A 22,944-nucleotide genomic window follows, 5' to 3' on the forward strand; every position below is an offset into this window, starting at 1 on the left:
TAATACTACTGCATTTACTACCCCGGGTTACGGACGGCTTTAGGGCGTCTGTGTTTATTGCCACATTACCCCCCGGGTAAGCCTTAGTATGCAGTTTCTGTTCGTTAGTACCAACTTTTGTTTTAGGCTTCTTTCAGGTTATACCTCGCGGTAACACCCTTGCCATCAACTAACGGTTCTCGCCAAAATAAGCCCGCTCGGGACTTTAACCCTATAGATAATGAACATGCATAGCAAACAAAAAGCCCCCGATATTTCTATCGGGGGCTTTCGATAAGGACGGCGGCTACCTACTCTCCCACATGATGCAGTACCATCGGCGCTATTGGGCTTAACTTCTCTGTTCGGAATGGGAAGAGGTGGATCCCCAACGCTACAACCACCTTAATTCGATTACGGCAGGCATTGCTGCCCGCCATGTAGGAATTGACACGATGAAAAGTAAAAAGATCAATACTGGCAGAAAAGTCACCAAAACCGCATTTATCAAACCCGTGCCTCTGCACGAAAATAAAGCTTACGGGCAATTAGTACTGCTCGGCTACATACGTTACCGCACTTCCACCTGCAGCCTATCAAGGTCGTAGTCTACAACCACCCTTAAAAGAGATCTCATCTTGAGGTAGGCTTCGTGCTTAGATGCTTTCAGCACTTATCCTTGCCCAGACTTAGCTACCCGGCAATGCAGCTGGCGCCACAACCGGTAGACCAGAGGTCTGTCCAACACGGTCCTCTCGTACTAGTGTCGGGGCCTCTCAAATCTCTAACGCCCACGATAGATAGAGACCGAACTGTCTCACGACGTTCTGAACCCAGCTCGCGTGCCACTTTAATGGGCGAACAGCCCAACCCTTGGGACCTTCTCCAGCCCCAGGATGTGACGAGCCGACATCGAGGTGCCAAACCATTCCGTCGATATGAGCTCTTGGGAATGATCAGCCTGTTATCCCCGGAGTACCTTTTATCCTTTGAGCGATGGCCATTCCATTCTGAAACCACCGGATCACTATGCTCTAGTTTCCTACCTGATCGACTTGTGAGTCTCCCAGTCAAGCGCGCTTATGCCATTACACTCATTAAGAACGGTTACCAATCGTCCCGAGCGCACCTTTAGAAGCCTCCGTTACTCTTTTGGAGGCGACCACCCCAGTCAAACTACCCACCATACAGTGTCCTCCGCATCGCGGAGTTAGAATTCAAACACCCGAAGGGCCGTATTTCAACGTCGGCTCCACGATGACTGGCGTCACCGCTTCACTGCCTCCGGCCTATCCTACACATCAAATGCCCAAACTCAATGTAAAGCTATAGTAAAGGTTCACGGGGTCTTTTCGTCCCATCGCGGGTAATCGGCATCTTCACCGATACTACAATTTCACCGAGCTCACGGTCGAGACAGTATTCTGATCGTTACACCATTCGTGCAGGTCGGAACTTACCCGACAAGGAATTTCGCTACCTTAGGACCGTTATAGTTACGGCCGCCGTTTACTGGGGCTTCAATTCAATGCTTCTCTTGCGATGACATCTCCTCTTAACCTTCCAGCACCGGGCAGGTGTCAGGCCATATACAGCTTCTTTCGAATTCGCATAGCCATGTGTTTTTGTTAAACAGTCGCCAGAATCTATTCTCTGCGGCCCGCATTGCTGCGGGCGTCCTTTCTCCCGAAGTTACAGGACTATTTTGCCTAGTTCCTTAACCGTGAATCACTCGAGCGCCTTAGTATTTTCAACCCAACTACCTGTGTCGGTTTGCGGTACGGGTGCGTTGACAATTAACGCTTAGCGGATTTTCTCGGCAGTCTGCTTACCCGCATTATTGGCTCATCCGAAGACTTGCCATACTTTCAGGTTCGGCTCAGGATGCGGATTTGCCTACATCCTTCAACACCTACTCCCTTCAACCATCTATTCCGTCAGATGGCAGCGGTGTCACTCCTGCGTCCCCACTTAACTTGTCAAAGCAGTAACGGAATATTAACCGTTTCTTCCATCGGAATCGCCTCTAGGCTTATCCTTAGGCCCCGACTAACCCTGATCCGATTAGCGTTGATCAGGAAACCTTAGTCTTTCGGCGAGGGGGTTTCCCGCCCCCTTTGTCGTTACTTATACCTACATTTGCTTTTCCTGACGCTCCAGAATACCTTCCGGTACGCCTTCAACGCCGACAGGAATGCTCCCCTACCAATTCATTAGAATTCCATAGCTTCGGTAATGTGCTTATGCCCGATTATTATCCACGCTCCGCCACTCGACTAGTGAGCTGTTACGCACTCTTTAAATGAATGGCTGCTTCCAAGCCAACATCCTAGCTGTCGCTGCGGCAGAACTTCGTTTAATGCAACTTAGCACATATTTGGGGACCTTAGCTGATGGTCTGAGTTGTTCCTCTCTCGGACACGGACCTTAGCACCCGCGCCCTCACTCCCGGAGATCACTTACACGCATTCGGAGTTTGTCTGGACTTGATAGGCGGCGAAGCCCTCGCATCCAATCAGTAGCTCTACCTCATGTAAGCTCATGATCCGAGGCTGCACCTAAATGCATTTCGGGGAGTACGAGCTATCTCCAAGTTTGATTAGCCTTTCACCCCTACCCTCAAGTCATCCGAAAACTTTTCAACGTTTACCGGTTCGGCCCTCCATGTTGTGTTACCAAAACTTCAGCCTGCTCAAGGGTAGATCACTTGGTTTCGCGTCTACTCCTGCTGACTGTGCGCCCTGTTCGGACTCGCTTTCGCTGCGGCTGACACGCATCATTGCGCTTAACCTTGCCAACAAGAGTAACTCGTAGGTTCATTATGCAAAAGGCACGCCGTCACCCCTCTAAGGGGCTCCGACCGCTTGCAAGCACATGGTTTCAGGGTCTATTTCACTCCTCTGTTCGAGGTTCTTTTCACCTTTCCCTCACGGTACTGGTTCACTATCGGTCTCTGGAGAGTATTTAGCCTTGGCGGATGGTCCCGCCGGTTTCACACAGGATTTCACGTGTCCCGCGCTACTCAGGATACTGATAGACTTCGCCAACGATTCGCGTACGGGATTATCACCCTCTACGATGCAACTTTCCAGATGCTTCCGCTTCATTGGTTTCTTGCCACCACTCAGTCCTACAACCCCGATACTGCCGAAACAGCATCGGTTTGGGCTTCTCCCGTTTCGCTCGCCACTACTCCGGGAATCACTATTGTTTTCTTCTCCTACGGGTACTTAGATGTTTCAGTTCCCCGCGTTCGCCTTCCATATGCATGGAATGGTACGGTCTTCCCGTACCGGGTTGCCCCATTCGGAAATCTGCGGATCAATTCGTATTTGCCAATCCCCGCAGCTTATCGCAGCTTATCACGTCCTTCATCGCCTTCCAGAGCCTAGGCATCCCCCATGTGCCCTTAACTACTTTATTTTCCGTATTTGTGCCGACTGTACCGTCATTGACGGTAGCAGGGCTTGATAAATACTTGGCTTTTTGTTACTTACTATTTTCTTGCTCTTCTTACTTTCAATTCATCATGTCAAAGATCGTCCCGGAATGCCACAAGGCATGCCGACTGTTGTCTGATACGGTCTCGAACCGCCGGCCCCGCAATGGCGCAACACCCTGAAAGGGAGAATCGCGCTGATTCCTGCACAGGACCTGTCCCCGACGGACATGTCAAACATCATCCAAAAAAACTGTTTTCGCTTCTACTGGCGCGGCTCGCATGCCGTACCCATTTTTTTCTACCAGGTGGAGAATAACGGATTCGAACCGTTGACCCCCTGCGTGCAAAGCAGGTGCTCTAGCCAGCTGAGCTAATCCCCCGGTTTCCATTACTCCTGACCCTTTTAGTAGTCCCAGGCAGAGTTGAACTGCCGACCTCTACATTATCAGTGTAGCGCTCTAACCAACTGAGCTATAGGACTGTGCTGGTTGCAGTGTCGGCCGATGACCGCATCTGAAGGCGGATCTAGACCCGGCCTCCGTGCTCACGGTTCTGCCCGGTGAGTATATATTTTTATATACGCTTCTTGAAAAGATATCGCAGCGGTACCCCGTTGTAATGAAAAAAACGTGAACGAGCGTCTGAAGACCAGGACCGTGAAGGTCCGTCGGGTCATTCATACCTCCCTGTCGCCGGACCGTGTCCGGACAGGCAATGTTCTCCAGAAAGGAGGTGTTCCAGCCGCACCTTCCGGTACGGCTACCTTGTTACGACTTAGCCCCAGTCACCAGTTTTACCCTAGGCCGCTCCTTGCGGTTACGGACTTCAGGTACCCCCGGCTTCCATGGCTTGACGGGCGGTGTGTACAAGGCCCGGGAACGTATTCACCGCGCCGTGGCTGATGCGCGATTACTAGCGAATCCAGCTTCACGGAGTCGAGTTGCAGACTCCGATCCGAACTGAGAGTGGTTTTGGGGATTGGCATCCTGTCGCCAGGTAGCTGCCCTTTGTACCACCCATTGTAACACGTGTGTCGCCCCGGACGTAAGGGCCGTGCTGATTTGACGTCATCCCCACCTTCCTCGCATCTTACGATGGCAGTCTCACTAGAGTCCTCAGCTTTACCTGTTAGTAACTAATGATGAGGGTTGCGCTCGTTATGGCACTTAAGCCGACACCTCACGGCACGAGCTGACGACAACCATGCAGCACCTACACGGTGGCCCCGAAGGGAAGGCGGATCTCTCCGCCGGTCCACCGCATTTCAAGCCCGGGTAAGGTTCCTCGCGTATCATCGAATTAAACCACATGTTCCTCCGCTTGTGCGGGCCCCCGTCAATTCCTTTGAGTTTCATTCTTGCGAACGTACTCCCCAGGTGGATTACTTAACGCTTTCGCTCAGCCGCTTACATTGTATCGCAAACAGCCAGTAATCATCGTTTACTGCGTGGACTACCAGGGTATCTAATCCTGTTTGATCCCCACGCCTTCGTGCCTGAGCGTCAGTAGTGGTTTAGTAAGCTGCCTGCGCAATCGGAGTTCCTCGTGATATCTAAGCATTTCACCGCTACACCACAAATTCCGCCTACTTCATCCACACTCAAGGAAACCAGTATCGAAGGCACTTTTACAGTTGAGCTGCAAAATTTCACCGCCGACTTAATCTCCCGCCTGCGCACCCTTTAAACCCAATAAATCCGGATAACGCTCGGATCCTCCGTATTACCGCGGCTGCTGGCACGGAGTTAGCCGATCCTTATTCGCAGGGTACATGCAAAACGGTACACGTACCGCTATTTATTCCCCTGCAAAAGAAGTTTACAATCCATAAGACCTTCATCCTTCACGCGACTTGGCTGGTTCAGAGTTGCCTCCATTGACCAATATTCCTCACTGCTGCCTCCCGTAGGAGTCTGGACCGTGTCTCAGTTCCAGTGTGGGGGATAAACCTCTCAGTTCCCCTATCCATCGTCGCCTTGGTGAGCCGTTACCTCACCAACTAGCTAATGGAACGCATGCCCATCTCTAACCGATAAAATCTTTAACAAATATCTCCATGCGGAGCCCCTGTATTATGGGGTATTAGTCCGTCTTTCAACGGGTTATCCCCCTGTTAGAGGTAGGTTGCATACGTGTTACTCACCCGTGCGCCGGTCGCCACCATCGTATTGCTACTCATGTGCTGCCCCTCGACTTGCATGTGTTAGGCCTATCGCTAGCGTTCATCCTGAGCCAGGATCAAACTCTTCGTTGTATAGTTGTTATTTGTCCAGAACTATCGCCCGATTATCCCGGTAAACGGAAATGGCGGCAAGTAGTAACGGTAAAAACAACGCAACCCGAAAAAATCGGTGATCCCCAAACCCTCGATTCACGAATCTATTTCATTCCTTGTTCTTAAATTGAACGGGTACCAATATATCTTGTAAATATACTGCTTGTCTTTTCTAAAACGTATATGAAAAACTTTCAAAGATCGTCTGTGTCGCTCCCGATTACTCGTTGCTTTCGGAAAGCGGATGCAAAGGTAGAAACTATTTTTGAATTAGCAAAACAAAATCTGAATTTTTTTGAAAAATATTTTTTCAACCAATTTTCAGCTGCTTCTACAACCTCACAATTTCAATTTTGTTTGTTAACTCGATAACAAACCCCTTCGACTATTGCGAAAGGGCTACAAAGATAGTGCATATTTTCTTATCGCCAAAATTTTTCTCGATTTTTTCTCGATTTTTTTACCCCTCAAATAGCTAAGATGCCTAAAAACAGAGCTATTCCACCAATACCCGGGAGTGTCGGGTTAAAACCGGCTTAACCTGAAACGAGAGCTTCTCGCCGCTTCTTTCAATCTCGATATCCAGCATGTCCGGAGTACTCCAATCGATATACTGATTGAAATTGAACAGATAAGAGAAGCCCGCCTTGTATCTCTTCTTGTCGTTTAACTCGCGCGATACATTATTATAATGGAGAATATCCCAATACATGGCGTTCTGAAACCCGTTAGAGTCGGTATATTTTGTAGCAGGATCGCGATATTTCATCGTCTCGGCAATAAAGCGCCGATAGCTGGCAGTGAGCGATGCTGCATCATGGTTGAAACTGTGACCCTGAATTCTCAAGACAACATCCCCCGGCCTGATTCCGGCACGGGCGGCAGGAGATCCGGCATCGACAGAAACCACCGTCTTCAGATCATTCAGATCGTAACTGATTCCCGTATAGTTATATCGCAGATGGTTTACACGGTAAGTAGCCTTATCCGGACTGCCTGGATTGGGGAACTTCAGCAATATCAGGGGCAGATTCATCTCCAGGTAATCCAATAGACCGTATGTATCGCTCAGTTTCTCCTTAACCTCGCTCTCCCATACCAGCATCGGCTTGCCTGGTTCTGTAAACTTCCTGTCATAAAAACGGTATCCGAACTCCAGGTCGAACATCACATCCTCAATTCTTACCGGTTGAACAGGGTCGAACACGGGAATCTTTACCATCCGGTTGTTTCGGAGATCGTACCGCCATGTTCCTGAATAGGTGCCACGTGTCGGGGAGTCTGCTTTGTACATCGGATTGCCTTGAAAACTGTAGAAGGTCTGAATGAGGAAGTCGGGATCGTTGCTGTCACGTTTGAGCCCAAGTTTGGACAAAGCCCTTACGAAGATTGAGTTGATACGTTCGTCCAACTCCTGTGAGGAGTCATCGGAAGGGACAAAGTCGTAAGTACGGTAATTGAAGAAATCGGCATCCGGGTTGATTACTGTTCTTACCGGAATGGTAAATTTTCTTTCCTGAACATCTTCCAGGCTGTAAAAGGCAAATACCGGAGCCAGCTGCGTCTCGTTCAATGCGTTTTTCAACCGGCAATCCTTGGCAATCTGCATCGGTTTGAAAGATGCCTCGAAGTTACGTATGGCGATCGACATCTCCGAAGGTCTCTCCATGAACCACGACATGATGGTGTGTGCAGGCTTCAGATAGGTGCCGTTGCCGTTCACTTCGAGTATGATGTCATTCACCTTCAGACCGGCTTTGTCGGCGGGTGAACCGGGGGTAATGTCGGTCACTACCGGCTCGTTGTTACCCCAATTGGGATTATTGCTTATTTTAAAGGTGAATCCCAGGTTACAGACAACCTGGTCGTTTTGAGAATAGAGGGCAACGGATAGTATTAATAGTGTAATGAATGCTGGTACTCTTCGTTTCATTGCAATATTGTTTTATCGAACAACAAAGATACGTTTTTTTTTTCGATTGGAAACCGCCGGCACCTTATTTTGAGACAAAATGAAATCAACTCTCCATAATTTCCGCTATCTTTGTACAATAAGAAACAAGAGATAGAGATGGTATTGGATAGTATCGAAAATGCGACCCGTTATGTAGGCCTGAACCCCTTGTTTGAAAAGGCGTTTCAATTTATCAAACAGCTGGATGCAAGCAATCTGCCGGATGGCAGTTTCGAAATCGAGGGCGACAGCCTGAAAGGCTCGGTTGTATCGGCCGACCTGAAGAGCAGAACCGAAGCGCGACTGGAAATTCACAGAAGGTTTATCGATATTCAGATTCCTGTTGCCAAGGAAGAGATTTTCGGCTGGAGATCCTTGAAGACCTTGAATGATCCGATGGGGGAGTTTGACAGCCAGAACGACTTTCAACTGTTTGATGATGAACCGTCGGCCTATATCCGTGTCAATCCGGGGCAATTCATTATCTTCTTCCCTGAAGATGCACATGCACCGCTAATAGGTGAAGGTAATACCCGGAAGGTTATTCTGAAGGTATCCGTCCAATAATTTCATAACTGTCAGCTACATATGTTGGATATCATAAAAAAAGATCCTTGGCTCAGCCCCTTTCGACAACGCATTGAAGAGCGGCGCAACCACTTTCTAAGAAAAGAGCAGGAGTTGACACAGAACGGGAAGATCGGGTTGTCTGACTTCGCCACCGGATATCTATACTTCGGGCTGCACAAGACAGATGCGGGTTGGGTTTTTCGCGAATGGGCGCCCAACGCTACCGAGATTTACCTGATCGGCACATTCAACAACTGGCAGCGTGAGGAGGCTTATCGGTTGACAAGAGTGGAAAACGGTGTCTGGGAGATAAGGATTCCGCTCGATTCCATCCGCCATCTCGATCTCTACAAGCTCTTCGTCTGCTGGGAAGGGGGATCAGGAGAACGGATTCCTGCCTGGTGCCGGAGGGTTGTGCAGGATGCACAGACACACATATTCAGCGCACAGGTCTGGGAGCCCGACAATCCGTATGTTTTCAGGATAACCGACTTTAAACCTGACACTTCACCGTTGCTTATCTACGAATGTCATGTAGGAATGGCTACAGCTGAGGAGAAAGTAGGCACCTATAATGAGTTCAGGGAGAACGTTCTCCCCCGGATCAGGGAGGCCGGCTACAACGCAATCCAGTTGATGGCTATCCAGGAGCACCCCTACTATGGATCATTCGGTTATCATGTATCCAACTTCTTCGCACCTACGTCTCGCTGCGGTACGCCCGACGAACTTCGTCAATTGATTGATGCGGCACACGAAATGGGGATAGCGGTGATTATGGATATCGTACACTCTCATGCGGTCAAGAACGAATGTGAGGGGTTAGCCCGCTTCGACGGGACATACGACCAATATTTCCCGAGTGATCCCACCCGCCGGAATCATCCGCTATGGGACTCATTCTGCTTCGATTACGGCAAGAACGAGGTTGTCCACTTCCTGCTCTCCAACTGTAAATACTGGATGGAGGAGTACCGCTTCGACGGATTCCGCTTCGACGGAGTAACCTCCATGCTGTACTATAGTCACGGACTGGGTGAGAGTTTCACCAAGTATGACGATTATTACGACGGTGGCCAGGATTCCGACGCCATCTGCTACCTGACACTGGCCAACAAACTTATCCACCAGGTAAACCCCAATGCCATCACCATAGCCGAGGAGGTAAGCGGCATGCCGGGACTGGGACTAAAAATTGAATCGGGAGGATTCGGTTTTGATTACCGGATGGCAATGAATATCCCCGACTTCTGGATAAAGACCATCAAGGAACGAAAAGATGAGGAGTGGTCGCCTGCGGCCATCTGGTGGGAAATGACCAACCGCCGCTTAGATGAGAAGACAATATCTTACGTGGAGAGCCACGATCAGGCATTGGTTGGAGACAAGACAATCATATTCAGACTGATTGATTCCGACATGTACTGGTACATGTCGAAACTGATGGAGAGTTCATACCGGGTAGACCGCGGCATGGCTCTGCATAAGATGATACGGCTGGTTACAGCTACTACCATTAACGGCGGGTACCTCAATTTTATGGGGAACGAGTTCGGTCATCCAGAATGGATCGACTTTCCGCGTGAAGGGAATAACTGGTCGCATAAATATGCCCGCCGCCAGTGGCAGCTGGCTGACGACCAAAATCTCAAGTATCACTATCTGAGCGACTTCGACAGAGCAATGATCGGTCTCATCAAATCAGTTCCAGATTTCCAGCTTACTCCCGTAGTGAAGATCTGGGAAAAAGAGAGCGACAACGTCTTGGCCTATATGCGGGAAAAATTGTTGTTTGTCTTCAACTTTAATCCGATAAAATCGTTTAGCGACTACGGCATGTTGGTGCCCGAGGGCGAATATGGCATCGTGCTCAACACCGACAATCCTGAATTTGGCGGTTTCGGGCTGAACGATGACACCGTTCATCATTTTACCCACCGCGATCCGTTATATGCCAATGAGGGCAAAGGGTGGATCAGGATATACCTGCCAGCCCGTTCTGCTCTTGTACTGAAGAGGCTTTAGCCTCTTCCCGGCGAAACTTGAAATTGCAAACTGTTATAAAAAAAATATGAATACTACCGAACATAAACCACACAACAGCCAATCCCTGAAGGGGAAAGAGGGGTGCTCCCTATATCCGTTGAAGTTCAAACCCATTCTCAAGTCGTTGATCTGGGGCGGATCAGATATCTGCAAATTTAAAAAGATCAGCCCGGTACAGGAAGGTATCGGTGAAAGCTGGGAAATATCGGGTGTTGAGGGTAACATTTCAGTTATCGATAACGGAGAACTGGCAGGAAAACCGATCGACGAAGTGCTGCGGATCTTCAAGGAGCAGCTGGTAGGAAAAAAGGTATACGACAGATTTGGCGATACCTTCCCGCTCCTGATCAAGTTTATCGACGCACGTGACGACCTCTCCATTCAGGTTCATCCGAACGATGAGCTTGCAATGAAACGGCACAACTCCTTCGGGAAAACCGAAATGTGGTACGTGATCAATGCAACATCCGACGCATATCTCTATTCCGGTTTTTCCTCCCGGATCACACCAGACGAGTATGTGGAAACCGTAGCGAACAACACCTTTACCGATAAGCTACAGAAATATGAAGTAAAACCGGGAGATGTCTTTTTCCTGCCTGCTGGCAGGGTCCATGCCATCGGTGCAGGATGTTTCATTGCCGAGATTCAGCAAACATCGAATATTACATACCGCATCTACGACTATAACAGAAAAGATGCAGAGGGTAACACCCGGGAACTGCACACTGAACTGGCAAAGGATGCCATCGACTACCGTCTTTTCAATGATTACCGGACCCAATACACGGCAGCTCCGAACCAGCCGGTACAACTGGCATCATGTGAATATTTCACGACTACCCTGCTGGAGATAGATCGCCCGATAGAACGGAACTACGAGGAGATCGACTCATTTGTGATCTATATATGCATACAGGGAGACTGCATGTTGAAAGATAACAAGGGAAACTCGCTTACCGTTGAACAGGGTGAGAGTGTCCTGATCCCGGCCGACACCGGATCGCTCCATATTATCCCCGGCAAGAACTCAAAATTGTTAGAAACATTTGTAGAGTGATATTCAACACCCGAAACATGTAACCCCCGAGCTGAATGAAAGGGATTCTGTTGGTAAATATTGGAACACCCGCGGTCTGCAGCAAAACGGCTGTAGGAAAATTTATGGGCGACATGCTCAGTGATCCGCTCATCACCGGTATGCCGGAGTGGATCTCCCGTTTTCTGGCGAGAAAAATTATTGCTCCTTTTTCGTCAGGCAGATCGTTAAATAAATACCGTCAAATCTGGCGGAAGGAGGAGCCTCTGATTTCGCCCCTGATCTACAATATGCAAAAGCTCGCACAATCGTTGGAGGAGAAAAAGAATATTCCTGTAGAGATTGCCATGAGGTATGGTGAACCGACGATTGAACAGGGATTGAAGAGACTTGAAAAGAGGTGCCCGCTCATCCACGAAGTGATAATATTTCCTCTCTATCCGCATTATGCTCAGTCCACAACACAAACAACCATCGACGAAATCGGACGTATTTTCTACAAACGGGCACACTCATACCGGTTAAAGCTGGTAGAGCCCTATTTCAATCACCCCGCGTTTATAAATGCGCTTGTCAAAAACGCCGCGCCTTACCTGGAAGATATCGACAAGCTGGTATTCAGCTACCACAGTTTACCGGTCGATCAGGTAGAGGCAGCGTGGAAAAAGGGGAAAGAGTTCGATTATGTCTATCAGGTGAAAGAGACCAACCGGTTGTTTTGCGAGAAGATCAAGATCCCGTTGCAATACACGCTGCTCCTTTATGCATCACAACGCGGCAACAATTGGCTGAAGCCTTTCCTGGTTACGGATATCGCCGATTTGCCGCGACTAGGTTGGAAGAGAGTGGCGGTAATCGCTCCAGGCTTTCCTGTGGATAATCTGGAAACGTTGTTCGACATCGACATCCAGGCCCGTGAAATCTTCATGAAAGCGGGGGGCGAGAAGTTTGTCTTCGTGCCCTCGCTGAACTACTCGGATGATTGGATCGAGGCGATCTGGAAAATAACCTTGGGAGTGTAGAAAGGCACTACGACCGGCAGTATGAAATATGGAAGAGTAGACGATACGGATGGCATCGATTTTGGAATTCCCGCCGATGATACGGGTACCGGGAGAATCCTGGCCAATGCATCGGGAGGCGGATTCACTGCTTTTGTTGGTTGTGCCAAATGGGGCAGGAACGACCTGAAAGGGTTTTATCCGAGAGGGACCAAAGATGAATTGACCTATTATTCACAACAATTCAACTCCATCGAGATGAACTCCCTCTTTTATAACATGCCTAAAGCCGACCAGGTGGTGAAGTGGAAAAACAGGACGCCCGACGGGTTCAGATTCTTCCCGAAAATCAACCAGGTCATCAGTCACACGAGACGACTGGAAAATGTTGAGGATCTGACAACAGCTTACTGCGATGCCATTGCACACTTCGAGGAGAAGTTGGGCTGTTGCTTCCTTCAGCTGCATGAAAATTTCGGACCCAAAAGATATGACAAACTGAAAGCTTTTATCGCAAGTTTTCCGGAAGTTATTCCGCTGGCAGTGGAGGTGCGTGGCCGGGAGTGGTTTTCAGACAAGGCCGTCTGGAACGACTACTGCAATTTCCTGGAAGGGCGGAAGATATCCAATGTCATTGTGGACACGGCCGGACGGCGCGATATGTTGCACATGCGGTTGACCACCCCCAATGCCTTTATCCGTTTTGTGGGATGCAACGTGGATGAGATTGATCTTAAGCGGATCGACGGGTGGGTCGATCGCATTGAAAAGTGGTACGGGAAAGGGTTACGGCAGCTCAACTTTTTTGTGCATCAAAACGTAGAGGTCTCCTCTCCCCTTCTCTCCGCATACCTCATAAAAAAACTGAACCAAAGGCTCAACCTCGGCCTGCATGTCCCTCAAACGGCTGGAGGCCAGATTTTATTCTCCTAAAATAATCCGCTTAGCAACCCCCCGTCGACCTGGATGGTAGTTCCATTGATTGATCGGCCCTGTTCCGAACAGAGGAAACAGACCAAACTGCCCAGCTCCTGCGGATCCATATAACGCTTGTGAGGAAAATCGAGAATGGCCATCTGCTCATAATCGGCCATGGAGATACCCTCGGCCTCGGCACGCACTTTCATCAACTGCGTAACCCGGTCGGTCTTGAAGTAACCCGGCGACACATTATTGATGGTGATTCCCTTGGATATTATCTCCTTGCTGATTGTCTTGGCGTAACTGACCACTGCCGAGCGGAAAATATTCGAAAGGACCATATTGGGAGCAGGCTCCTTCACAGTGATGGATGTGATGTTCACGATTCTGCCCCACCCGTTCCTCTCCATGTAGGTGAGGCAACCCTGAATCATCCGGATATTGTACTTCAAGACCGATTGGTAGGCTTCGTCCAGATCGCTCAGGGTAATCTCCCTGAAAGTACCCGGTTTGGGTCCTCCGGAATTGTTGATCAATATATCGATACGCCCGAACCTACGGAGAGTCTCATCAATAATCCGTTGGTTGTCATCCTCCGATGCCATGTCGACCGACAGGGCCAACACTTCAACACCCAACGCCTCTATCTCTGTTTTGGCTCCCTGCAATGCCTCCTCCTGACGGGCACACAAGACAATATTCACACCCTCTTTTGCCAACGCTACGGCGCACGCCTTGCCCAATCCTTTACTGCTTCCGCCAACTATGGCCACCTTACCTCTAATGTCAAACTCCATACGCTTTTTTTCTTAATAACGCAGAAGCATCAATCTTGTTTTATATTTCAGGTTCAATAAACAAAAAACAGCTATTTTTCGTATCTTTGCACCTCAAAAAAAGGATAATTACAACCGTTTCGGCATCATCGGACCGCAACACCCGGGATCCGAAACCAGTAACCCGTAACCCAGATATGTCAAAACAATTCAAACGTACGCTGATCACATCGGCATTGCCGTATGCAAACGGACCGGTTCACATCGGACACCTGGCGGGGGTCTATGTTCCGGCAGATATTTATGCCAGGTATTTACGCCTGAAAGGGGAAGAGACTCTTTTTGTAGGCGGTTCGGACGAACACGGGATACCCATTACCATTCGTGCCCGGAAAGAGGGTGTTACGCCCCAGGATATCGTAGACCGCTACCACGAGCTGATAAAAAAATCGTTCGAGGAGTTTGGAATATCATTCGATATCTATTCGCGGACAACATCTGATATTCACAGAAAGACAGCTTCGGAAATGTTTCTGAAGATCTACGAGAATGGTGGATTTCAAGAGATTGAGAGCGAACAGTATTACGACGAGGAGGCAGGACAGTTCCTGGCCGACCGCTATATTACCGGTACATGTCCCCATTGCAGTAACCAACGCGCCTATGGCGACCAGTGTGAACAGTGCGGCACCTCCCTCAGCCCCAACGAACTGATTGATCCCAAATCGGCACTGAGCGGCAGTGTTCCGGTGATGAGAAAGACCAAACATTGGTATCTGCCGTTGAATGAACATGAAGCATGGCTACGTCAGTGGATCCTGGAGGATCATAAAGAGTGGAAATCGAACGTATACGGACAGTGTAAATCGTGGCTCGACTTGGGCCTGCAGCCACGGGCTGTCAGTCGGGACCTCGACTGGGGAATACCTGTTCCGCTGAAAGGTGCTGAAGGAAAGGTGCTTTACGTCTGGTTCGACGCCCCCATCGGCTATATCTCCAACACGAAAGAATTGCTGCCAGACGATTGGGAAAAGTGGTGGAAGGAGAAGGAGACCAAGCTGGTTCACTTTATCGGAAAAGATAACATCGTGTTCCACTGCATCGTTTTTCCGGCGATGCTCAAAGCCGAAGGTTCATACATACTGCCTGAAAATGTTCCGGCAAACGAGTTCCTCAATCTCGAAAACGACAAGATATCTACCTCCCGAAACTGGGCGGTATGGCTGCATGAGTACCTGGAGGAGTTTCCGGGCAAACAGGACGTGCTGCGCTATGTGCTCACTGCAAATGCGCCCGAGACTAAAGACAACGACTTCACCTGGAAGGATTTCCAGGCACGCAACAACAACGAGCTGGTAGCCGTACTGGGCAACTTCATCAACCGGGCACTGGTGCTTACCCAGAAATACTTCGACAACCGGGTTCCGGCTTCTGACCAACTTACCGACTACGACCGCGCAACCATTGCCGAATGTCAGCAAGTGAAACAAGCGGTGGAATACAACCTGGAGAATTACCACTTCCGCGAAGCACAAAAAGAGGCGATGAACCTGGCACGTATCGGGAACAAGTACCTGGCCGACTCAGAACCGTGGAAAACGGCAAAAACCGACATGGCACGTACAGCCACCATCCTGAATCTCTCATTGCAGATTGTCGCCAATTTGGCCATCGTCTGCGAACCATTTCTCCCATTCTCGGCAAAGAAGATCTACTCGTTCCTCCTTGCCGAGAAGTTCGATTGGGAAAAACTGGGAAGCTTCGACCTGCTTCCCGCCGGCCACCAGTTAGGTACGGCCGAGCTCCTTTTCGAGAAGATCGAAGATGAGGCCATAGCCAGACAGGTGGAAAAACTTCACGCAACCAGGGAGGCCAACGAGCAGGAGTCATACCAGGCCAAGCCAATCAAGGAAAAGATTCTTTTCGACGATTTCAGCAAACTGGATATCCGTGTGGGAACAGTACTGGAGTGCGAAAAGGTACCGAAAGCGGACAAATTGCTGCGGTTCCTGCTCGACGACGGTATCGGCAAACGCACCATCCTCTCTGGAATTGCAGCCCATTACCCCAATCCCGGGGAACTGGTGGGCAAACAGGTCTGCTTTATTGCCAACCTGGAACCGAGAAAATTGCGGGGCATTCTCTCCGAGGGGATGATTCTTTCGGCAGAAAACGCCGACGGGTCACTGTCACTGATTGAACCGTCAAAAGCAGTATTGCCGGGAAGTCAGATCTGTTAAACAGGTCCTCATAAAGAGAAATCATATCTCCCCGAACGCCCGGGCCGGAGCCGAACCGGGAGTGTTGCCGAACAGTGATACAAAAATAGCGGAACAATCCTGTTTCGCTATTTTTATTTGTCCGGATTGGGATGCATTCGGGTTTATTCCTTAAATTTGCTCAAGAATTAACGTTTACAGAACAGCACGATGAAAAATTCCATCCGACTAAAGAAATCTCTTCCCGACCTGATCGCAATCGTTGCGTTTGTCCTCATCTCATTTATCTATTTTGTACCGGCTGTAACTGAAGGTCGCGTAATCACCCAGGGAGACTCACTGGCCGCAATCGGACAGGGGCAGGAGCAGCGCGATTTCATGAAACGCCACGATGGCGAGCGTACACGGTGGAATCTTTCGATGTTCGGGGGAATGCCGTCGTATCAGATGAGTCCCACATACGACTCGAGCAAGCCGCAGGATCTGGCGAAGAGGGTCTACTCCCTCTTTTTGCCCAGCTACGTTTACCTTCTATTCATCATGCTACTGGGGTTCTACATCCTGATGCGGGCGTTCCGGGCATCGCCGCTGGTCAGTGCCTTGGGAGCGGTTGTGTGGGCCTTCTCCTCCTACTTTTTCATCCTCATCGCTGCTGGGCATATCTGGAAATTCATAACGCTGGCATACATCCCCCCCACTATTGCCGGAATGATACATGTCTACAGGAAAAAATACCTGCCGGGGGCATTGCTGATCATGATCTTCACCGCCTTCCAGATCTCGTCGAACCACATCCAGATGAGCTACTACTTCGGCTTCATGATGTTGTTCCTGGTCATCGCCTTCTTGGTGGAAGCCATCCGGGAGAAGCGGCTTTCTCAATTTGCAAAATCCACCGCCGTTGTTGTCATTGCTGGACTGATAGGTGTTCTGGCAAATGCTTCCAACCTCTACCATACATATGAATACTCCAAAGAGACGATGCGCGGCAAATCGGAACTCTCCCATCACGGAACCGAAAACAAGTCGAACAACGGCCTGGAGCGCGACTATATCACGGCATGGAGTTACGGCGTAGACGAGACCTGGACCTTTCTCATCCCGAACACCAAAGGGGGATCCTCTTCACACCGGATGGCCGATCATGCAAAAGCGATGGAGAAAGCCCGTCCCGAATATCGCGAGCTTTACAAACAGATCGGGCAATATTGGGGAGAACAACCATGGACAGCCGGACCCGTTTACGTGGGGGCCTTTGTGCTGACGCTCTTCATCCTCGGTCTCTTTATCGTGAAAGGCCCGGTGAAATGGGCACTGCTGGCTGGAACCCTCTTCTCGGTACTGCTCTCATGGGGCAAGAATTTCATGCCGCTCACCGATTTCTTTATCGACTATATTCCCATGTACAATAAGTTCAGGACAGTCTCCTCGATCCTGGTGGTGGCAGAGTTTTGCATCCCGCTGCTTGCTTGCCTGGCAGTCAAGGAGATCATACAGAAACCGGAAATCCTGAAAAGAAATATGAAGCAGGTAGGTACCAGCTGGGCGCTTACAGGGGGTATTGCACTGCTGTTCTGGCTGTTGCCCAAAGCATTCTTCCCATCGTTCGTTTCGAACTTCGAAATGCAGCAGCTGCAATCGCTGCCGGCAGAACATATCAGGCCCATCATCAACAACCTGACCGAGATGCGCATAGTGATATTCAAGGCCGATGCCTGGCGAAGTTTTTACATTATCCTGGGCGGAATGACAATACTGCTGGCCTTCATGTCCGGGAAACTGAAAGCGGAGTGGACGGTTACCGCAATTCTGCTCCTTTGCCTGGCCGACATGTGGAGTGTAAACAAACGTTATCTCAGCGACAAGGATTTCACGCCTGAAGCAAACGAACAGCAGATATTCGCCCAAACACCCACCGATCAGTATATTCTGCAGGACACCACCTACTACCGGGTGCTTAACATGGCTACCAATACGTTCGACGACGGGATTACACCCTATCACCACAAATCAATTGGCGGCTACCATGCCGCCAAGCTGCGGCGCTACCAAGACCTGATCGACATACATCTGGTCAGAGAAATGGGCGTCCTGCAACAGGAGATCATCCGTACACAAGGCCGTATGGATTCAGTAAACAGCGATGGTTTCAAGGTGTTGAACATGCTGAATGCCAAATGGATCATCATGCCAACACAGGGGGGAACCGCACCTGTGGAAAACCCGTATGCGATGGGGAATGCCTGGTTTGTAGACACCATTGCCTTTGTCGATAATGCGGATGAAGAGATCGATGCGCTGGCCACTCTCGATCTACGCCGACAGGCTGTTGCCGACAAAAAATATGAAGCGTTGCTGGAAAAGTTCGATCTATCGCCTGCCGACCCGGCATCAACCATCACACTCTCTGACTACGACTCCAACTACATCACCTATGAGGTGGATGCCAAGAAAGGGGAGCTGGCCATCTTTTCCGAAGTCTATTATCCGAAGGGATGGAGAATTACCATCGACGGAGAACCTGCTCGGATGCTGCGTGCCAACTATACGCTTCGAGCCTTGCCGATACCTGAGGGGAAACATACCGTGGAGTTCAGGTTTGAGCCGGCAAGCATTAAAACAACCGACACCATAGCATTCAGCGCGCTGGCCATCATGCTTTTGACGGCAATATACCTTATCTTCAAATCGATAAAACAAAAAGAGAGAAAAATATGAAGAGAAAGATAACCCTATTGCTGCTCTCTGCGCTGCTTGTTTCGGGCATGGCAAACGCACAGCACGGCTTCAAGAGTGAACCCATCTGGGCATATTCATGGGGCGTAGGAATGGGAACGATGGTTCCTCAGGGTAACCTGGCTACACATTTCAATCCCGGCTTTGCACTGGATACCGAAGTTGGCGGATATTACCACGACCTGTTTCTGATGGTCAACGGGGGATTCTCTACCAGTAAGATTGCAAAAGATATCCCGGTGGGTGAGAGTCGATGGCCGGCCGGCACGGGATCGATTCATGCTTTTATTGGCACCAATCTGGGGATGAATTTCGATGTAGACCCATTCATTATCTATCCGTTCGCAGGAGTTGCATACAATTTCATCGAACCCAATCTGGAAACTGCAAACTCCAACCCGGCACTGGGTACTCTCAAGGTCAACGGGATGGGTCTCAATCTGGGAATAGGTCTCGACTACGACACCACCGGTGAAAGCATCGGCCCGATCCGAAAAATCGGATTCCGGTACCAATGCCAATTTCCCAGTTATAAAGAAGAGGGATCAATGTTCGACGGAACCACTCACTGGATCACCCTCCGCTTTATGATCGGAAGCTATATCATTCCGTAACCAATCCGGCCAGTTCGGGATCGATCATGATTCGTCCGCAATATTCGCACACGATGATCTTCTTCCCCATCTTGATGTCCATCTGTTTCTGTGGCGGAATCTTATTGAAGCAGCCGCCACAGGCTCCACGCTGAATGGGAACAATACCCAGACCGTTGCGTGCATTTTTCCGGATCCGCTTGAAAGCTGCAAGCAGGCGCGGTTCGATGGTGGTTTCGGTCTTTTTGGCCTTCTCCCTGATCTTCTCCTCCTGCGCCTTGGTCTCCGAGACAATATCATCGAGCTCCTTTTTCTTCGCCTCCAGGTCGAGATTCTTCTCCTTCAACTGCTCCTGAGCTGCAGCAATCTGCTCCTTGATCTGTTTTTCGGCCTGCGCATTCTCCCGAATGTGTTTTTCTGCCAACTCAATCTCCAACGTTTCAAACTCCACCTCTTTCGAGAGATGGTCAAACTCCTTGCTGTTGCGCACATTCTCCAGCTGCTTGTTGTAACGCTCGATCTTGGCCTTGCAGTTTTCGATCTTGATCTTCTCCTGCTTGGTCATCTCGCTCAACTCTTTCAAGTCGAGTTCAAACTTGTTGATGCGGGTTCCCAACCCGGCAATCTCATCATCAAGGTCAGCCACTTCGAGAGGAAGTTCACCTCTTAACGTCTTTATCTTGTCGATTTCGGAAAGATAGGATTGCAGCTTGTACAACGATTTTAGTTTTTCGTCTACCGCAATATCCTCTACGGTTGCTTTTTTTCTAGTTGCCATAATTATCATTTTTTTGATGTCACACTTCTACTCGGCAGATCCGGATTAGCTGGATCCTTTATAAAAAAATGCAGTAACCAAACGCAATTTGCCGTTTCGTCACTACATTGCCTGTAATAGCGGGAACAATGTCTGACCGCTCTCTTTTACAGGTATTTCACGGGATTCGAATCGAATGCCGACTTATGTACGGCAAAGGTAGGAAATTTTTTCGTAATTGCATCAAAAAAGATCTCTTTTGTACAGACTTCCGATTCATAATGGCCTACAACAGCGAGCAATAAACGGCTGTCCACATCGTAGAAGTCATTATATTTTGCCTCTCCTGTGACAAAAGCATCGGCCCCGTAGGCGATAGCCTGGGGAATGAGGAATGCACCAGCTCCACCACACAAGGCCACGTCGTGAATATCCCTGTTCTGAAGCTTGGTGTGCCGAATAGTGGGCAGGTTAAAGACATCTTTCAACAGATAAAGAAACTCCTGTTCCGGAATTGCTTCGGGCAGAACGCCCACCACACCGCTCCCGACCTGATGCCATTCGTTTTCAATCGGATAGAAATCGTATGCCGGCTCTTCATAGGGGTGGACCGATAGCAGGGCCCTGAGCACCTCAGGCTGTTTGAATCTTGGCAAGACGGTCTCTATCCGTACCTCCTTCTCGAAGTGGAGCTTGCCAACCGTTCCTACAAATGGATTTGCAGTCGCTCCGGCCTTGAAAGTACCCTCCCCGTGCAGATTGAAACTGCATGATTCGTAATTGCCGATATTGCCTGCACCGGCATTGAACAGTGCGTTGCGGACATACTCGGCATGCGACTCCGGAACAAAAGTTACCAATTTGAGCAGTAACCCTCTCTTGGGGCTCAATATCCTGAGTTGTTGCAGCCCAAGCATTTCGGCTAGCTTGAAATTTACCCCCTGCAAAACATTGTCGAGATTGGTATGCGCAGCATAAATTGCGATATCGTGCCTGATGGCCTTGATCATGCACCGCTCGACATAAGTCCTGCCCGTCAGCGACTTGAATGGTTTAAAGGCTAACGGATGATGCGAAATGATCAGGTTGCATCCCAATGAAATCGCCTCGTCAATCACGCTCTCCGTCACGTCAAGGCTGAGCAGGAGAGCAGTTGCCTCCCGGTTCATGTCGCCCACCTGCAGTCCGCAGTTGTCGAAATCTTCCTGGAGTGGAACGGGGGCCAGTGCCTCGATTGTTTGCAAAATCTCTTTTATACGCATAACAACTATCGGTTTTATCTACAAATATAGGTCATTTTTCGTATTTTTGCGTCAAACAAATTAGCATATCAGAAGTAACTTGCTTTTCCAGCCTTATGAAAAAACTATTATTCACCGCAATATGCCTGCTGATTCTCGATCTGACGGTTGTTGCTCAGAGCAGAAGCAAAGGGCCGGTCCACCTGCCTATATTCCAACAGACACCCATCCTCTTTAATCCGTCGGATTATCCCGACGGAGTGACAGAGAAAAATGGGTTGATCTATCTGGGAAATGGACGGATCGTATTGAAAAAAATCAACCTGCCCCGGTTCAACAACTATACGGAAGCCGAGATCAGGGTCACACTCGTTTCAAACGGCGATCCATGGGACAAGTCGGGCTCCTGCTTCGTAATCCCCAGGGCATCGAAGATCACAATGATTGACATTGCCCGAAACAGTGCCGTATATCCACAGCAAGACACCATAAAGTATGAGCAACTGAAAGGGATTGTACAAGGGAAGGATTACCTGCCGACAGTGGAACTGATGCGATTCATGACACCCTTCGGTGTAGGACATTTCAGCAGTAACGATGATCCGGTTTCGACCAAACGTCGTCCGGTCTATGTGGACGGATGGGCAGAAAACGTGGTATGGAAGCAGGAGATAACCGATCTGCTCCCCCTGCTTGAGGGCGAAGTCTATATTGGCGTTTATATCGACACCTGGACAAAAGAGGGGTACCGCATTGATCTTCAGCTCACCTTTACCGAAAGCAACCTGCGTAACGACAAAAAACCGGATCTTCATGTGGTGCCGTTGATCAACACCAATTATTACATTGGGCAGCAACATCCCGACATTTTCTCGCGAAAAGATGTAGAGATACCTTTCACCATTCCCCGAAAAGCCAGAAATGTCCGGTTGAAATATATCGCAACCGGACATGGGGGGCATTCCGGCGGTGATGAGTTCCGTCCGCAGCGAAACATCCTGAAAATAGATGGCAGTGAAGTGTTGAACTTTGTACCTTGGCGTACCGACTGCGCTTCGTTCCGTCGGTTCAATCCCACGTCGGGCGTATGGCTACAGAAGCGCACCGTAGCATATATCACTCCCGAGGGAAAGCGCGCCGAAAAAGAGATAGAAGAGCCGCTGGCCTCATCCGACCTGTCGCGAAGCAACTGGTGTCCGGGCAGTGACGTCACACCTGTAGTGGTGGAACTTCCCAATCTCGCCGCCGGCAACCATACCCTTACCATAAGCATCCCCGAATCGAGAAGCATAGAGGAGAACAAACTCAATCACTGGCTTGTTTCGGCCTACCTGGTGTGGGAGGAGTAGATGGGAAAAATAGTCACAAAATCATTGATCGGCATACGAGATTGGA

Annotated in this window: 14 protein-coding genes, 2 tRNA genes and 3 rRNA genes; 9 read left to right on the top strand and 10 right to left on the bottom strand. The window is 49.5% G+C overall.

Annotated elements, in window-relative coordinates; genetic code table 11:
- Positions 1 to 277: 277 nt before the first annotated feature.
- The 7 genes from rrf to ING2E5A_RS11215 all read right to left on the bottom strand — a co-directional run bounded on the left by rrf (position 278) and on the right by ING2E5A_RS11215 (position 7,629).
- Positions 278 to 387 (bottom strand): 5S ribosomal RNA (rrf, locus tag ING2E5A_RS11190).
- A gap of 120 nt (positions 388 to 507) precedes the next feature.
- Positions 508 to 3,402: ribosomal RNA gene (locus ING2E5A_RS11195) — 23S ribosomal RNA — on the bottom strand.
- A 104-nt stretch (positions 3,403 to 3,506) separates the two neighbouring features.
- Positions 3,507 to 3,662, bottom strand: coding sequence for a hypothetical protein (locus ING2E5A_RS15390; protein WP_154670011.1), 156 nt, complete (start codon positions 3,660 to 3,662; stop codon positions 3,507 to 3,509).
- Positions 3,663 to 3,727: 65 nt separating this feature from the next.
- Positions 3,728 to 3,801: transfer RNA gene (locus tag ING2E5A_RS11200), tRNA-Ala, on the bottom strand.
- Between the two features lie 27 nt (positions 3,802 to 3,828).
- Positions 3,829 to 3,902: transfer RNA gene (locus tag ING2E5A_RS11205), tRNA-Ile, on the bottom strand.
- Positions 3,903 to 4,146: 244 nt separating this feature from the next.
- Positions 4,147 to 5,675, bottom strand: a 16S ribosomal RNA gene (locus ING2E5A_RS11210).
- The 16S, 23S and 5S rRNA genes sit together here with 2 tRNA genes alongside, the layout of an rRNA operon.
- A gap of 517 nt (positions 5,676 to 6,192) precedes the next feature.
- Positions 6,193 to 7,629, bottom strand: a complete 1,437-nt coding sequence (locus tag ING2E5A_RS11215) for a PDZ domain-containing protein (RefSeq protein WP_071137464.1) — start codon at positions 7,627 to 7,629, stop codon at positions 6,193 to 6,195.
- A 138-nt stretch (positions 7,630 to 7,767) separates the two neighbouring features.
- Between ING2E5A_RS11215 and ING2E5A_RS11220 the strand changes: the two genes are divergently transcribed.
- From ING2E5A_RS11220 to ING2E5A_RS11240, 5 genes are read left to right on the top strand one after another with little or no spacing between them, the layout of a single operon-like run.
- Positions 7,768 to 8,217, top strand: a complete 450-nt coding sequence (locus tag ING2E5A_RS11220; RefSeq protein WP_071137465.1) for a YhcH/YjgK/YiaL family protein — start codon at positions 7,768 to 7,770, stop codon at positions 8,215 to 8,217.
- 21 nt (positions 8,218 to 8,238) lie between these two features.
- Complete coding sequence (locus ING2E5A_RS11225) at positions 8,239 to 10,245, top strand: alpha amylase C-terminal domain-containing protein (RefSeq protein ID WP_071137466.1); 2,007 nt, start codon at positions 8,239 to 8,241, stop codon at positions 10,243 to 10,245.
- A gap of 46 nt (positions 10,246 to 10,291) precedes the next feature.
- The gene (locus ING2E5A_RS11230) at positions 10,292 to 11,326 is read left to right on the top strand and encodes a type I phosphomannose isomerase catalytic subunit (RefSeq protein ID WP_083373324.1); all 1,035 of its coding nucleotides are present in this window, start codon (positions 10,292 to 10,294) and stop codon (positions 11,324 to 11,326) included.
- 35 nt (positions 11,327 to 11,361) lie between these two features.
- The gene (gene hemH, locus ING2E5A_RS11235; RefSeq protein ID WP_071137467.1) at positions 11,362 to 12,327 is read left to right on the top strand and encodes a ferrochelatase; all 966 of its coding nucleotides are present in this window, start codon (positions 11,362 to 11,364) and stop codon (positions 12,325 to 12,327) included.
- Positions 12,328 to 12,348: 21 nt separating this feature from the next.
- On the top strand, positions 12,349 to 13,239 hold the full coding sequence (locus ING2E5A_RS11240) for a DUF72 domain-containing protein (protein ID WP_071137468.1): 891 nt from the start codon (positions 12,349 to 12,351) through the stop codon (positions 13,237 to 13,239).
- Here ING2E5A_RS11240 and ING2E5A_RS11245 read toward each other — a convergent pair.
- Positions 13,236 to 14,024, bottom strand: a complete 789-nt coding sequence (locus tag ING2E5A_RS11245; protein WP_071137469.1) for an SDR family oxidoreductase — start codon at positions 14,022 to 14,024, stop codon at positions 13,236 to 13,238. The genes ING2E5A_RS11240 and ING2E5A_RS11245 overlap by 4 nt on opposite strands.
- A 176-nt stretch (positions 14,025 to 14,200) precedes the next feature.
- Here ING2E5A_RS11245 and metG point away from each other — a divergent pair, with 176 nt between their 5' ends.
- The 3 genes from metG to ING2E5A_RS11260 all read left to right on the top strand — a co-directional run bounded on the left by metG (position 14,201) and on the right by ING2E5A_RS11260 (position 19,572).
- Entirely contained in the window at positions 14,201 to 16,243 is a 2,043-nt protein-coding gene (gene metG / locus ING2E5A_RS11250; protein ID WP_071138341.1) for a methionine--tRNA ligase, read from the top strand.
- 189 nt (positions 16,244 to 16,432) lie between these two features.
- Positions 16,433 to 18,940 carry a YfhO family protein gene (locus ING2E5A_RS11255; protein ID WP_071137470.1) on the top strand — a complete coding sequence of 836 codons (2,508 nt, stop codon included), beginning with the start codon at positions 16,433 to 16,435 and terminating at the stop codon, positions 18,938 to 18,940.
- Positions 18,937 to 19,572: a hypothetical protein gene (locus tag ING2E5A_RS11260; RefSeq protein WP_071137471.1), complete on the top strand. Its 636-nt coding sequence runs from the start codon at positions 18,937 to 18,939 to the stop codon at positions 19,570 to 19,572. The genes ING2E5A_RS11255 and ING2E5A_RS11260 overlap by 4 nt, the downstream gene beginning before the upstream one ends.
- On the opposite strand, the gene ING2E5A_RS11265 is transcribed toward ING2E5A_RS11260, so the two are convergent.
- Together ING2E5A_RS11265 and ING2E5A_RS11270 are read right to left on the bottom strand one after the other, a co-directional pair.
- The gene (locus ING2E5A_RS11265) at positions 19,562 to 20,329 is read right to left on the bottom strand and encodes a zinc ribbon domain-containing protein (RefSeq protein ID WP_071137472.1); all 768 of its coding nucleotides are present in this window, start codon (positions 20,327 to 20,329) and stop codon (positions 19,562 to 19,564) included. The two genes, ING2E5A_RS11260 and ING2E5A_RS11265, sit on opposite strands and share 11 nt — an antisense overlap.
- Positions 20,330 to 20,475: 146 nt before the next feature.
- Positions 20,476 to 21,570: a Nif3-like dinuclear metal center hexameric protein gene (locus ING2E5A_RS11270; protein ID WP_071137473.1), complete on the bottom strand. Its 1,095-nt coding sequence runs from the start codon at positions 21,568 to 21,570 to the stop codon at positions 20,476 to 20,478.
- 95 nt (positions 21,571 to 21,665) lie between these two features.
- On the opposite strand from ING2E5A_RS11270, the gene ING2E5A_RS11275 reads away from it, so the two are divergent.
- The gene (locus tag ING2E5A_RS11275; RefSeq protein WP_071137474.1) at positions 21,666 to 22,898 is read left to right on the top strand and encodes a PNGase F N-terminal domain-containing protein; all 1,233 of its coding nucleotides are present in this window, start codon (positions 21,666 to 21,668) and stop codon (positions 22,896 to 22,898) included.
- The last annotated feature ends 46 nt before the right edge of the window (positions 22,899 to 22,944 follow it).

Origin of the sequence: Petrimonas mucosa (assembly GCF_900095795.1) — a bacterium.
GTDB classification, from domain to species: Bacteria; Bacteroidota; Bacteroidia; order Bacteroidales; family Dysgonomonadaceae; genus Petrimonas; species Petrimonas mucosa.